Here is a 13,321-nt window from a genome sequence, read left to right as displayed (position 1 = left end):
GCATTTATTCCACGATCCTCTTGACAATGAGCCTTTGCTGGCATGTTACAAGGCATCTGCAGGCACCACCCATTCTGAACAAGGGAGTACTCCTCTGCAGCATGGAAGATGCCTGGCTGATAGCCTAACATGCCGCTTTACTCATTATCAAGAGGCTTTCGCGGCATAAAAGCCTTTTCAGGATTCCGTAATCTAATCAGAAATCACAAATATGTATTGACTAAAATATAAGCGAATGATAGAGTTAAAACAACTGGGATACCAAAAAATCTGGCATCCCAACACCAAAAAATATATTATCCTTGAGTTTACACAAAACTTAGGACACTACCTATCACTCGGAAATACGCTTCTTTGACGGTTTAAACGGCGGTAAGTACTATTAGGACTTTCTATGGAATTGGTTGTGTGTATATTACTTTGCGCACATCTGACGAAAACTTAAAGATTGGACATATTGATATGAGCCCTAAATGTTAGACTTTAATTATGCTCCCATTTTAAGTCTATATTGTACCGGCGACAACTTTAAGCCGGTTTTTAATTCTTCTATTGTTATATTAATCTATGTGTTCCTCCAACACAATCTTTAAGTCGCTCAATGTGGAAAACTTGCTCTCATTCCCATAAAAAACTTCATTCTTTAATAAACTGAAGAAATTTTCCATCACAGCATTATCCAAACAATTTCCTTCCCTTGACATGCTTTGTGTAATTCCCTTTTCCCTCAATCGTTCTTGATAACGAACCTGTTGGTATTGCCATCCTTGATCCGAGTGCAAAATCAGATTTGTATTTTTTGGAATTTTGATAAATGCTTTATCGAGCATTTCCATAGTTTGCTTAAAATTCGGATTTCTTGAAATACTATAACTGACTATTTCTCCATTATATAAATCTATTGTTGGTGAAAGATATAGTTTACCAGCAGGTATTCTGAATTCTGTTATGTCAGTTGCCCATTTTTGATTTGGAGAACTCGCATTAAAGTCCCGGTTAATTATATTAGGAGCTATATGTCCAACTTCTCCTTTATATGATTTATACTTTTTCTTATTTTTTATAGCACGCAAACCAAGCTCCTTCATCAAGCGTAATACCGTTTTATGATTTATTTGGATACCCCTATTCTTTAACTCGATGCAGATTCTGCGATATCCATATCTTCTCTGATTTTCGGCATAAATGCGCTTTATTTCTGCTCTAATACTTTCATATTTACTCGGCTGCTTCATACGTTTTTGATAATAATAGTATGTACTTCTTGCTATCCCAGCCAACTTCAATAACGCCATCAAATCGTAACTCTGCCTTAGTTCACTGATGACATTAATTATTTCGCACTTTCTCGCTTTATGCGTTCCAGAACTAAGGCATTGAGTTTTTTTAGGAATTCATTCTCCATACGCAGCTGCTTTACTTCAGCGATAAGATTTTTTTCTAACGTAGGTTCGATATTTTGAGGATTATTAATGCGGTCTTTATTCATTTTGGGTTTCCTGCAAGGCTTCCATTCCCTTAAGCCCTGCGGTCCTTTCTCATAATATATTTTTTCCCATTTACCAAGAATACTAGTTGTAGGGATACCAAAGACAGGAGCTGCCTCACATAATGACAAATGGTGTTTATGCATATATTCTACCGCATTAACTTTGAAATCACCACTATAATTCCTGGATGGCTTTTTATTTAAAATTTCGTATCCATGTTCATTAACTAATCTCACCCAAAATGTTATAGAAGAATCACTTATTTGCAGCACATTCGCTACAGCTATGACAGTATTATTTTCTTATAAGACTAATCGGACAGCCTCTTTCTTTAATTCTGATGTATACTTCATCCTCATTTCCTCCATTCTCCATATTATTTTGTCTAACATTTTGGGTTCATATCATATGACATCCCAGCTTGCCTCCCAACTTTTCATAGCATTTGGATAACGATCCTGCCATTTATCTGTTATTTTTAACATACGCTCATATCCGGTTTCCTCAGTAGGCGCGTGGTAGATTGTCTTCAAATCAGCTGCAAACTCCTTTTTGTCCTTGTCCGCAACGTATTTCAGGGTGTTTCTGACCTGATGAACTATACAGCGTTGATATTCAGTATTAGGGAAAGCTACCGCTATGGATTCTTTGATGCCACTAAGCCCATCAGCGCATAGAATTAGTATGTCTTTTACTTCGCGATTTTTTAGCTCATTAAGTACACTAAGCCAGTATTTGCTGCTCTCATTTTGACCTATGTTAATGCTTAAGACTTCCTTTTGTCCATCTTGATTAATGCCAAGTATAATGTAAGCAGCAAGTTTTTTGATGACGTTGTTATCTCTTACTGAAAAATGAACTGCGTCAATAAATATTATCGGATATATGCTGGATAGGGGTCTTTGCTGCCATTCTTCTATCTCAGGTAAAAGTTTGCTTGTGATATCTGAAACCATGTCTTCACTAACTTCAAATTCATATATTTCTTTAATCTGATCGGATATTTGCCGTGTTGTAAGCCCCTTGGCATACATGGCATCTATATTGGAAATGTCCTTTTGACGCTTCTTAACGATTTTAGGTTCAAATGTACTTTCTAGATCTTGAGGAACATCGATTTCCGTTTAGCCATATGAACTACGTATAGTCTTGGGTTTTGTACCATTCCTGGAATTTGTACTATCTGTGCGTTCATATGGTTTATACCCAAGATGCTCGTCCATCTCAGCTTCTAGCATACTCTGGATTGTACTACCCAAAAGGTCTTTCAAAGCATCCTGGATGTCTTGTGCAGACTTTATGCCTGCACCCTCGTCTCCAACTGGGATGCCCAAAAATCTGGCATCCTAACACCAAAAAATATTTTCATTAAGTTTAAACAAAACTTAGGACACTACCCTATCACAATAATTAATTTTTGAGGTTTATTTCCCAACTAGACACATTATGCCATGTAGTTCCAGCTTCAATCTTTTTATACTCATCATTATCAAATTTAGAAAAATATAATTTATTACCTATTTTATTTACATCCCAGTAAAATGTTTTAAGCTTGTTTTTAAATCCATCAACCATATCTATATTATCAATTTGTATTTTAAACTCATATTTATATACACTGTCTCCCCAAATAGTTGCTGAAAGTGATTTTTCATATCCTAAATAATTAGTATGCCCATTTTCTGTTAAAGTATCTCCTGATTTAGGTGTTTCATAAGTTCTAGCTGTATCATCAAATCTTATATATCTTCCATGCTCTTTTGTCGTCGGAAACATGCAGACATATGATGTGCCCATATATACATCATATATGAAATTAAAATCTGTCTCAAGTAAAATCTTAGTTGGAAAAATTATATAAGTCCTTTGCACTTCAGAGTATTTTTGAGTAAGTGCTTCATCAAAAGTTAAAAACGTATTTTCTACAATCTTAAGTGCATTTATTTTGACTTTTTCTCCAGGTTGTAACTTCAATTCGGAGCCATCTTCAGCATTCAATAATCTTATGTCCTCTAAACTCTCCCTACCATGGTTGCCTCCTGAAAAAACATATGCATCTCCAAAATTCTTGGCAACTCTAAAAACATACTCCCAGTCTGTTCCACCACCTGCTAGTAAATGCAAGCTTTTTGAAGGAATATTATTATCGGAAACGATATACCAACCCTGAATATTCCACGTTCCCCAATCCTTCTTTATAAACTTCGTGGTCAAAATATTATTATCTGGTAGCAAACTGTAAATTTCAAGTTCACTTGTACTTGGACTATATAGTAGTAACTGATTTTTATCAAGATTTACATGTTTTCTGATTATGTTTTTTCTTACATTGTTAATCTCATTATTTATTAGAAAGAAAACCTTATTGCAAAATTCATTATTCTTTATATTCAATTTTATTTGATCTTTAAATAGCATACACAGAAATATGATTATAAGGGTAAAGGACATAAATAAAATTGATTTTCGAGTTCTACTTATCATAATATTATCCGTTCCATTCGCTATATTCTTTCATATTAAACCATAGTTAACAAATGTTGCTTATATTATACAGCTTCGAAATATAATATTCAATACTACAATAATATGTAAGTGGTATCAATTTATTGTGTTTAACTGAAAAAGTTATTTCGACCTCAATTTCATAGACAGCGGAATTTAACTTTGCAAATAAGTAGAAATTAGAAAAGTAGAAGTTACTTGTGAAAAACTGTTTCAGTTCTGCTAAATGAAAGTAGAAATTCTATTTAAAATAAAGTGTAGTTGTGCAGTAAATTGTAAATGTTTATGCAGCTATCCCTAGCTTGGCAACAACAGCATCGACAGATACCCTTTTAACTGCACAAGTATATGCAAGCTTGGAAGTTGAAACCAAGTGTTGTTTGCGGAAATGCCCTATAGTATCTCTCAAATTCTGAAGCTTTATGGATTTCTTGCTTGAACCCCTGAAAAGCTCCAGGAAAGTGTAGGTCATAAAGACCATGCTCCATAAGCGCTTTATTAAGGTTAGGGATTCTACCTGGTATTCATCAAACCCAAGAGAATTCTTTTGATACCAGTAACTCACTTCAACATCCCAGTGATTCTGGTAATTTAAAAGGCTTTCGGAGGTGGCAAGGCTAACATCCATACTTAGTATAAATGCTGGTTTATCGGATAAATCGCACTTGCTCCAGCAGAATAGGATAACTGCATTTTCAAGGTCATTGATTTTACCCTCATACCTGTAAACGTAGTAAGTATCGTCACCTGCTGTAACTAAGCTGGTTTCGTCTCTATTGATAAAGGTAGAAAATTCTCTGACACTTGTTTTAATGCCTCCAGGGTAAATCACTCTATTGGATTTTATTATTCCAATGGTGTGATAACCTTTTCTTAACGCATGGAGCATCAGTGTTTCTGCCCCGGATAAATGTCCCGGAGTTGCTCAAGTTGCGTGACCGTTTGCACGTATGCTAATATCTTCCTGGAAGAAAAAAAGGAGGATATGATAAGAGCTTTGAATATATATGTTAAGTGTTCCAGCACCTAACCCTCAAAGCCCTTTAACACATTTGTAATATGATAATAGCATATCTGGGGCGGAATGTTAAGGAGTATCGCAGAAATTGTTTAAAATTTTTGGAAAGGCTGGAGTTGATATGCCCGAAATGCGGCGGGAAAACAACCTTTCATGACAGATATGCACGTCATGTGCATATGGGCGAGGAAATTGAATGGATTAACATATTCCGTGTAATCTGTAGCAAGTGTGGGAAGACACATGCAATCATACCGGATTTCATCAGGCCGTATAAGCATTACTCGGCTTGTGATAGCGAGCTGGTCCTTCGGGACCAGGAGGACGGTATACCTCTTGAGGAGATTGAGACTGCCGCCAGCATATCCACATTAAGGCGGTGGGTAGAAGAATTCAGGCAACGGGGGCGGCAAGCTGCAGGAGCATTAAGAGCTATACTGTACAGGTATTATGGCAAGTTTGTCAATGAGCTGGAGATGATAGAAACAAAGGTATTCCACATGATTGAGCGGCTGCTTGGGTTACTGCCGCAGATAGAAAGCAGCCATCTTGCCATAGGTGAAACGAATATGTGGCTAACAAATCATCTGGCAGGAGTATTTGTATAGAAAATTCCCACATAGTTTGCGTAGCTGTCCGGAGTTCCCTTCTGATAGGCTTTAGGAAAAAGCACAGGAGGGATCGAAATGATAAACAATGAAGTATTGGAAAAAGCATTAAAGAAACATGAGATCATATCGCCGCTATTGCAGCCGGATCTGGATGAGGCGGAAAAGCGGAGAATACGGCAGGAGATACTTGAGAGGGAAGGAATTTCGGAAAGGACACTTCGGAGGTATCTTGCAGCGTACCGGGAGAATGGTTACGAAGGGCTATTACCAAAGATACGAAAAGATACAGGGCAACAAAGAGCGATATCTCAGGAAATATTAGATCGGGCAATCGAAATAAAACAGGAACTGCCGGAGAGAAGTGTCAGGAGGATCATAAAGATCCTTGAAGGCGAAGGGATTGTCAAAAAAGGAAGTGTCTCCAGAAGCACCTTGTCCAGGCATCTTTTGAAGATGGGCTTTGGTGCAAAAGACTTCAGAAATGTTCGTATAGAAGGAACGACAGCCCGCCGGTTCGTCAAAAACGGAAGGAACACATTGTGGCAGGCAGATATCAAATACGGTCCGTACATACCGACTGCCGACGGCGGTAAGAAACGGACATACATGGTGGCATTTATTGACGATGCGACGAGGCTGGTGTGTCATGCAGAATTTTACGACAATCAGAGGCTTCCGATATTGGAAGACAGTTTTCGCAAGGCAATATTGAAATACGGCAAGCCGGAGGCAGTATACGTTGACAATGGCAAGGTATTTATCTCGAAATGGTTCAGAGTAGCATGTGCAAAGCTGGGAATCCGTCACATGAACACAAAGGCGTATTCTCCGGAGAGCAAAGGCAAGATTGAGAGGTTCAATGCCACAGTTGAAGAGTTTTTCCAGGAGATATCGCTGGAGAAAGCAAAAAGCCTGGAGGAACTTAACCGCAAATTTCGGGTATGGCTGGATGAAGGGTACAACGGGAAGCCTCATAGCAGTTTAAAAGGGGTTTCTCCATCGCAGGCGTATGCAAGTGATCCAAAGAAGGTGCGGTTTGCAACTCCTGAAGAATGCCGGGACGCATTTTTATGGGAAGATACAAGGAAAGTTGACAACACAGGCTGTTTCAAGCTGCAAGGGATAGAATATGAAGCCGGAATCGAATACATAGGCAAAAAAGTGGATGTGCGGTATGATCCTTTTGATATGAGCCTTCTGGAGATATGGTACAATGGTGAGCGCCGAAAGACAGCAACCCCGCTGAAGGTTGGGGAATACTGCTCAAAGGTTGAAAAAACACCAGCAACGAAATCGGCGACTCATTCACGGCTATTAAAAATATATGAGAGCGAGAATGAAAAGAGGCAAAAACGGCAGACCGGAGCATTAACCTTCAGGAGCATGAAGGGCGGTGACAGAAATGTTTGAGCAGTACTACAACTTTCTGCACACGCCGTTCACCCGGGATATACCGGAGAAGCATTTGTATAGCAATCCGGAGCTGGAAGAGGTCTGCAGCAGGCTTGAGTATGCGGCCCGGAACCGGTTGTTTGCAGTGATAACGGGAGATGTTGGTACAGGAAAGACCACAGCCATAAGGAAGTTTGTTGGGGCGCTGGACAGCAACCGGTACAAGGTAATGTACATAAGCGATTCGGCGTTGACACCGAGGAATTTTTACTGGGAAGTATTGAACCAGCTGGGATGTGAAGCGAAATTCTACAGGAGCGATGCAAAACGACAACTAACGAGAGAGATCAGCAACCTGATTGAAATACAGAGACGTATTCCTATAATCATCACAGATGAGGCACACCTACTTTCAAGGGAGATGCTGGAGGAAATCCGGTTTTTACTAAACTTCAGGATGGATTCGTATAACCCAATGAGTTTAATCCTGGTAGGCCAGAGTGAGTTGAAGGACATCCTGAAGAAGCAGATATATGAGGCAATATGCCAGCGAATAGATATCCGATATCATATGATGCCATATGATCGGCAAAGAACCGGTGAATACATAAGAAAGCACCTGGAGTATGCAGGAGAAAGCCGGGAGATATTTACGGATATGGCGGTAGACGAGATATATGAATATTCTCATGGAGTACCGCGAAAAATCAACCGGGCGTGTACAGCTTGCCTTTTACATGGGGCACAGGTACAGAAAAAAATCATAGACGATCATGTGGTAAGGCTTATTGTTGAGGAAGAATTGAACTGGTAGTTAATATGCCCTGTCCGTATACATCTGCGGACAGGGCTAATGAGCAAAACTAGCGGTCAAAAAGAATGAGCAGATTGCGGTCAAAGAGGCCGAACAGCGACAGCATCAGTTTTCCCGATGTATGCCAAGCATCCAACAATAAGTACGTTGTTTCTGTAACCGGTGTAAATTTACTAATAAGCTGTATTGCAAGCTATTGTTTTTCTTAAAGTTCTTCTTTGTTTCAATACCAAAAAATCCCTCTTTGGGTAGATTTTGTAATCAACCGGCAGTGAGTATTCGGAGATTTTATAGTGGGAAGTAACTACGCAGCGATACCACATAGTTTTTCTGTCACTATGGGAGTGGTGATAGTCAAGACCTTCACTCTGTTTTGTAGGCTTATTTTTTTACTCAAAGAGTCGTCTATGATGAGAAAACCAACATCCCACTCCGCTATATTGTTTCGGACGATATTAAGAGAATGCTTGATTCACTTGTGGTCAACATACTCATTGCTCCACTTGTACTCTCCGAGAAACCTTGAGCCGCAGTTCCTGTCCCGGTTACGGGTATGTTTTGAATAGATCGCAGAAGCATCTTTGCTTCCCTCGGTGGTAATAATGCCTAAGACCATATGAACCATATGGTCTCATAAAGCTACAGAATGAGTTAAATATATCATATTTATACAGCTGATAATTTCTTGGCTTTGCTCTATTATTATCTCAGACATAAGTTTGACCTCCGTGGAAATAGCTTTGTTTCTCGGCAATTCAAAACTACCACATTACGTCAACTTATGCTTTTGTTTTACCATTAATTTGGTGATACAATTATTTACTTTTAAATACATAATACTAATAGTTTAAATAAAATCATAAGCTCGCTAATACTATTAACTAATTATCCAATATATAAAGCAATTGGATGAAATTCGCTCAGATATTAAAGAATCAATAGATTTACTTTTGAGATTAAAATAAAGGAAAGCTAGAAAGTTGCTTACTTACATAGGCTTCTTGGTGCATCCTGTAAAGAAGGCCTGCCTGTTCAAGGATTTTCCGGGTGGATTTAGGCCTGTTCATAGTATAGAGGTGAATACCGTCCACACCGTTTTCCACCAGGTCCCTTATTTGTGCTGCCGAATATTCAATTCCTGCTTTTCTAAGGTCTTCGGGATTATCAGCATATTTATCCATAAGCAGTACCAGTCGGGCAGGTATTGAGCAGCCGCTTTTGGCAGCAATGACTTTAAGCTGGTCGGCTTTGAGGACCGGCATGATACCTGCCGTTACCGGACAATTTATATTCAGTGAGATCAGCTTATCCAGAAAATCATAAAACATCCGGTTATCAAAAAACAGTTGGGTGATAAGGAAGTCTGCACCTTCATCAACTTTGCGTTTTAGATTGATCAGATCATCCTTTATCCGCGCGGATTCCACATGGCCTTCAACATAAGCGGCAGCAGCTATGCAGAAGCCGTTTTTTACCTTTATTTCACGTATAAGCTCGTTGGCATACCTGTAGGGATTTTTACTGAAATCAAAGTCAGGTTGATTAAGAGGAGGATCTCCCCGCAGAGCTAGTATGTTTTCAAGCTTATGGCTGCGCATCTGATCGAGGAGCGCGCATATTTCCTCCTTTGTGTGGCCTACGCAGGTAAAATGGGCCATGCTTTCGATACCCAGTTCATTCTTTATTTTTGACGCTATTTCAACAGTCCTTCCCCTGGTGCTTCCCCCTGCACCATACGTAACGCTTATATAATCCGGGTTCAAATCTTTGAACTTATCAAGGGAGTCGTATATATTCTCAATAGGAACATCCGGCTTTGGGGGGAAAACCTCAAAGGACACTACCGGACGCTTATTTTTAAACAGCTTTACGATTTTCATCTTTTACTTCCCTTCCATTTATATATAATACATTTTTAAGCAATACCAATTAATTTTCGGGTTGGCTCACCAGCCAATCACCAGGTAGATTTTTCTTGGTGATGTAAATATAAAGCATTAAAAATAGAATTTTAAGCGCAGTGTATGGATTATAAAACAGCTTGATGATGTAAAAATATTAAAATCAATTATAACATTTTATGGAATACAGTCAAGTATATCTAAAAAATAATTAAATTCATTCATTTTCACTTAAATTCATTTAAATAAAACGTAAAATCTAAACTGTTTCCTGTTAAGACACCTTCTGATTACCAGTGATTTGCTGTCGTACCGTATCTAAATAAGCAAAATATGTAATCGCAGGCAAATTTGAAAAGGCCTGGGACAAGTTATATCCAGTTGACTCGAATAGCTTTGAGATATACAATAAAATGTAAATATTCAATTGTCATGGTGCGAAAGTGAGGGGGAGAGTTGATGTACAAAATAGTCCGCAAGGAAGTTCTTAATTCTGCAGTGAAGCTTATGGAGATTGAAGCTCCATATGTTGCAAGGAAGGCTGAACCGGGACAATTCATAATTTTCAGGATAGATGAAAATGGAGAAAGGGTTCCTTTAACAATTGCCGACAGTGACAAAGAGAAAGGAACTGTAACCATAATATTCCAGGAAGTCGGAAAGACGACAAAACAATTAGGTACATTGGAAGAAGGCGATTATCTTCTGGACTTTGTAGGCCCCCTTGGTAAAGCTTCCCACCTGGAAGGTTATAAAAAGGTGGCGGTCATAGGTGGTGGGCTTGGTACAGCCATTGCATATCCACAGGCTAAAAAGCTGCATAAGCTTGGCGCAGAAGTGCATGTGATAACAGGCTTTAGAAACAAAGACCTGATAATTTTGGAAAAAGAGATGGCAGAAGTGAGCGATAGATTGGTTATTGCCACGGATGACGGCTCCAACGGAAACAAGGGATTTGTTACCGATATGCTGAAAAAGCTGATAGAAGAGGGCAATAGATACGACTTGGTCATAGCCATAGGACCGCTGATAATGATGAAGATGGTAAGCAAGCTTACAAAAGAGTATGGAATAAAAACACTGGTAAGCATGAACCCTGTTATGATAGATGGTACCGGCATGTGCGGAGGATGTCGCCTGACCGTGGGAGGAAAGACGAAGTTCGCATGTGTTGACGGCCCGGATTTTGATGGGCATGAAGTTGATTTTGACGAGGCCATGAGAAGGCAGATGATGTACAAGAACGAAGAAAAGCGGGTTTTGGAAGCGCATGAATGCAGGATGGAGGGAATGAAGAATGCCTAATATGTCATTGAATAAAGTTAAAATACCCGAACAGGAACCAAATGTGAGGAACAAGAATTTCCTCGAGGTTGCCCTGGGGTATACGGAAGACATGGCAAAGGAAGAAGCCCAACGGTGCCTCAACTGCAAACACAGGCCTTGTGTTGCCGGATGTCCTGTCAATGTGCAGATTCCTGATTTTATACAGCTTGTGGCGGAAGGAAAGTTTGAGGAAGCATATTATAAAATCACAGAAACCAACAGCCTTCCGGCAATATGCGGAAGGGTATGCCCTCAGGAAAGCCAGTGCGAGAAGCTGTGCGTAAGAGCAAAGAAGGGAGAATCCGTTGGAATCGGAAGACTGGAGCGCTTTGTAGCCGACTGGTACATGGCAAACCGGGAGGTAAAACCGGAAAAGGTTAAGAAGCTGAATAAAAAGGTGGCTGTTGTAGGGTCCGGTCCTGCAGGTTTGACCTGTGCAGGCGATCTGGCAAAGATGGGCTATGACGTTACGGTTTTTGAAGCTTTCCATACTCCGGGAGGAGTTTTAATGTATGGCATACCTGAATTCAGGCTTCCCAAGGCTTTGGTTCAGAGAGAAATTGATAATGTCAGAAGCTTAGGGGTAGAGATAAAGACAAATATGGTTATAGGGAAGGTATTATCCATAGACGAACTCATGGAAAAGGAAGGCTTTGAGGCTGTTTTCATCGGCTCAGGAGCAGGGCTTCCGAGCTTTATGGGCATAGAAGGCGAAAACCTCAATGGAGTTTATTCAGCCAATGAGTTCCTCACGAGGATAAACCTCATGAAGGCATATAAATTCCCTGAATACGACACACCTGTAAAGGTAGGAAAGAATGTCGCTGTAGTTGGCGGCGGCAATGTGGCCATGGATGCTGCCCGGAGCGCAAAGAGGCTGGGCGCTGAATATGTTTATATAGTCTACAGGCGTTCGGAAGCAGAAATGCCCGCCCGGTTGGAAGAGATACACCATGCCAGGGAAGAAGGAATAATTTTTAAGCTTCTAAGCAACCCCACAAGGATTCTCGGAACTGAAGACGGATGGGTAAAAGGCATAGAGTGCATAGAGATGGAACTGGGTGAACCCGATGCTTCAGGCAGAAGGAGGCCGGTTCCTAAAAAAGGCTCGGAATTTGTTCTGGATGTGGAGACAGTTATAATCGCTATAGGACAGACCCCCAATCCTCTCATTGTGTCAACCACAGAGGGCCTTGACAGCCACAAGTGGGGAGGTATAATAGCCGACGATGAGACCGGTGCCACCAGCAAGAAGGGTGTATTTGCAGGAGGAGATGCTGTGACGGGGGCTGCAACAGTAATACTTGCCATGGGTGCAGGTAAAAAAGCTGCCAAAGCTATTGATGAATATTTGAGGAATAAATAGTTTTATTAAATTAAAAATTTGAAGATAAATAAGCGGTGGAATGCTGCCTGCTGTGGCGTCATTTCATGCTTTCAAACGAATATATGATCTGATAACTGGTCCCAACCCGAAGTTCCTATATGAAAGAAGTGAAGGTTGGGATTTTTTATGCAGTGGTCATGAAAATATGGCGGCATTCAGCATGAATTTTAGCAGGCTCGTACATATGATATACAGCAGGTGTTTTACTAATGAGATTAAGAAGGTTTTTGTATATGAAATACATAAGGTAGTTTAGAATGAATTTTGGCAGGTTTGTGAATATGACTGCATCAGGCAATTTAGCATGAAATTAGGCAAGATGGCTCTATATGAACTACAATAGGCGATTTGGCATGATTTTCAACAAGTCTTGTTTTATGAATCTACCAGGAAGCTGGTATGCAAATCCTGCACCTTCAAATAAAAGGCAAACTTATGGATTAAAACCTGCAAAATCTATCAAAAACAGCATGTTGCAAACAAAACATTGAATACAAAAAGCAAATAGAAAAGAATATTTTAGATGTGAAATGAAACTTTTCCATATTAATCTTGCATATTTTTAATCCTTTTGCTATAATTTTTTTAGTTGTTTGTGATTACAAATGAACTAGGTAATACCATTTCAGGCCAATCTTATTTTCCCTGATATTATTATGGTGTGCAACGGCGTATACCACAGACAACAAAAAAATATTGATACACCTGCAAAGTACCAAGCCGGTTTGTTTCACCAGCCTGGATTTCGTTGCAGGTTATGGTTTGTGCAATTTTTGCATTGAGCACTTTGGCAAATTTTTACTGGCTTAAGTTTGCTTTAAGTTGTTTGTTTTGTTGATGGCGTTTAATTTTAATGTTAGGCAATAAAAGTTATTAA

At 39.6% G+C, this 13,321-nt stretch carries 9 protein-coding genes and 4 pseudogenes; 5 read left to right on the top strand and 8 right to left on the bottom strand.

The window, feature by feature from the left end; all coding sequences use genetic code 11:
* Positions 1-333: 333 nt before the first annotated feature.
* The 6 genes and pseudogenes from CDO33_RS21355 to CDO33_RS15385 all read right to left on the bottom strand — a co-directional run.
* A pseudogene (locus CDO33_RS21355) lies at positions 334-461 on the bottom strand (transposase); the annotation flags it as partial.
* A gap of 99 nt (positions 462-560) precedes the next feature.
* Positions 561-1,325, bottom strand: coding sequence for an IS3 family transposase (locus CDO33_RS15405; protein WP_338053270.1), 765 nt, complete (start codon positions 1,323-1,325; stop codon positions 561-563).
* Positions 1,326-1,333: 8 nt separating this feature from the next.
* Positions 1,334-1,726 carry a transposase gene (locus CDO33_RS15400; RefSeq protein ID WP_151898661.1) on the bottom strand — a complete coding sequence of 131 codons (393 nt, stop codon included), beginning with the start codon at positions 1,724-1,726 and terminating at the stop codon, positions 1,334-1,336.
* A gap of 171 nt (positions 1,727-1,897) precedes the next feature.
* Positions 1,898-2,824, bottom strand: a pseudogene (locus CDO33_RS15395) (IS256 family transposase); the annotation flags it as partial.
* Positions 2,825-2,900: 76 nt separating this feature from the next.
* Complete coding sequence (locus CDO33_RS15390) at positions 2,901-3,884, bottom strand: hypothetical protein (protein WP_133158712.1); 984 nt, start codon at positions 3,882-3,884, stop codon at positions 2,901-2,903.
* Positions 3,885-4,278: 394 nt separating this feature from the next.
* Positions 4,279-4,887, bottom strand: a pseudogene (locus CDO33_RS15385) (transposase family protein); the annotation flags it as partial.
* Between the two features lie 167 nt (positions 4,888-5,054).
* Between CDO33_RS15385 and CDO33_RS15380 the strand changes: the two are divergent.
* The 3 genes from CDO33_RS15380 to CDO33_RS15370 all read left to right on the top strand — a co-directional run bounded on the left by CDO33_RS15380 (position 5,055) and on the right by CDO33_RS15370 (position 7,830).
* Positions 5,055-5,621, top strand: coding sequence for a DUF6431 domain-containing protein (locus tag CDO33_RS15380; protein ID WP_103083291.1), 567 nt, complete (start codon positions 5,055-5,057; stop codon positions 5,619-5,621).
* A gap of 78 nt (positions 5,622-5,699) precedes the next feature.
* Positions 5,700-7,034 (top strand): DDE-type integrase/transposase/recombinase, encoded by a 1,335-nt coding sequence (locus tag CDO33_RS15375; protein WP_103083290.1) that lies wholly within the window; start codon positions 5,700-5,702, stop codon positions 7,032-7,034.
* The gene (locus CDO33_RS15370; protein WP_103083289.1) at positions 7,027-7,830 is read left to right on the top strand and encodes an ExeA family protein; all 804 of its coding nucleotides are present in this window, start codon (positions 7,027-7,029) and stop codon (positions 7,828-7,830) included. Before CDO33_RS15375 ends, CDO33_RS15370 begins: the two co-directional genes overlap by 8 nt.
* Positions 7,831-7,930: 100 nt before the next feature.
* On the opposite strand, the pseudogene CDO33_RS21350 reads toward CDO33_RS15370, so the two are convergent.
* A pseudogene (locus CDO33_RS21350) lies at positions 7,931-8,545 on the bottom strand (transposase family protein); the annotation flags it as partial.
* Positions 8,546-8,786: 241 nt separating this feature from the next.
* A complete protein-coding gene (gene metF, locus CDO33_RS15365) occupies positions 8,787-9,710 on the bottom strand; it encodes a methylenetetrahydrofolate reductase [NAD(P)H] (RefSeq protein WP_103081402.1) in 924 nt (307 codons plus the stop codon).
* Positions 9,711-10,190: 480 nt separating this feature from the next.
* Here metF and CDO33_RS15360 point away from each other — a divergent pair, with 480 nt between their 5' ends.
* Together CDO33_RS15360 and gltA are read left to right on the top strand one after the other, a co-directional pair.
* A complete protein-coding gene (locus CDO33_RS15360) occupies positions 10,191-11,036 on the top strand; it encodes a sulfide/dihydroorotate dehydrogenase-like FAD/NAD-binding protein (protein WP_103081401.1) in 846 nt (281 codons plus the stop codon).
* Positions 11,029-12,423 carry an NADPH-dependent glutamate synthase gene (gene gltA, locus CDO33_RS15355; RefSeq protein WP_103081400.1) on the top strand — a complete coding sequence of 465 codons (1,395 nt, stop codon included), beginning with the start codon at positions 11,029-11,031 and terminating at the stop codon, positions 12,421-12,423. The genes CDO33_RS15360 and gltA overlap by 8 nt, the downstream gene beginning before the upstream one ends.
* Positions 12,424-13,321 lie beyond the last annotated feature (898 nt).

Origin of the sequence: Clostridium thermosuccinogenes, from assembly GCF_002896855.1 — a bacterium.
Lineage (GTDB): Bacteria > Bacillota > Clostridia > Acetivibrionales > DSM-5807 > Pseudoclostridium > Pseudoclostridium thermosuccinogenes.
The sequence above is the reverse complement of the archived record's forward strand: the minus strand, read 5'-3'. Positions and strand labels throughout refer to the sequence as shown.

What these genes read in the sequence shown, in the direction of transcription:
- CDO33_RS15375 (WP_103083290.1), top strand. Translation starts at nt 5,700, where the DNA reads ATGATAAACAATGAAGTATTGGAAAAAGCATTAAAGAAACATGAGATC.
- CDO33_RS15370 (WP_103083289.1), top strand. Translation starts at nt 7,027, where the DNA reads ATGTTTGAGCAGTACTACAACTTTCTGCACACGCCGTTCACCCGGGAT.
- CDO33_RS15380 (WP_103083291.1), top strand. Translation starts at nt 5,055, where the DNA reads ATGATAATAGCATATCTGGGGCGGAATGTTAAGGAGTATCGCAGAAAT.
- metF (WP_103081402.1), bottom strand. Translation starts at nt 9,710, where the DNA reads ATGAAAATCGTAAAGCTGTTTAAAAATAAGCGTCCGGTAGTGTCCTTT.
- gltA (WP_103081400.1), top strand. Translation starts at nt 11,029, where the DNA reads ATGCCTAATATGTCATTGAATAAAGTTAAAATACCCGAACAGGAACCA.
- CDO33_RS15360 (WP_103081401.1), top strand. Translation starts at nt 10,191, where the DNA reads ATGTACAAAATAGTCCGCAAGGAAGTTCTTAATTCTGCAGTGAAGCTT.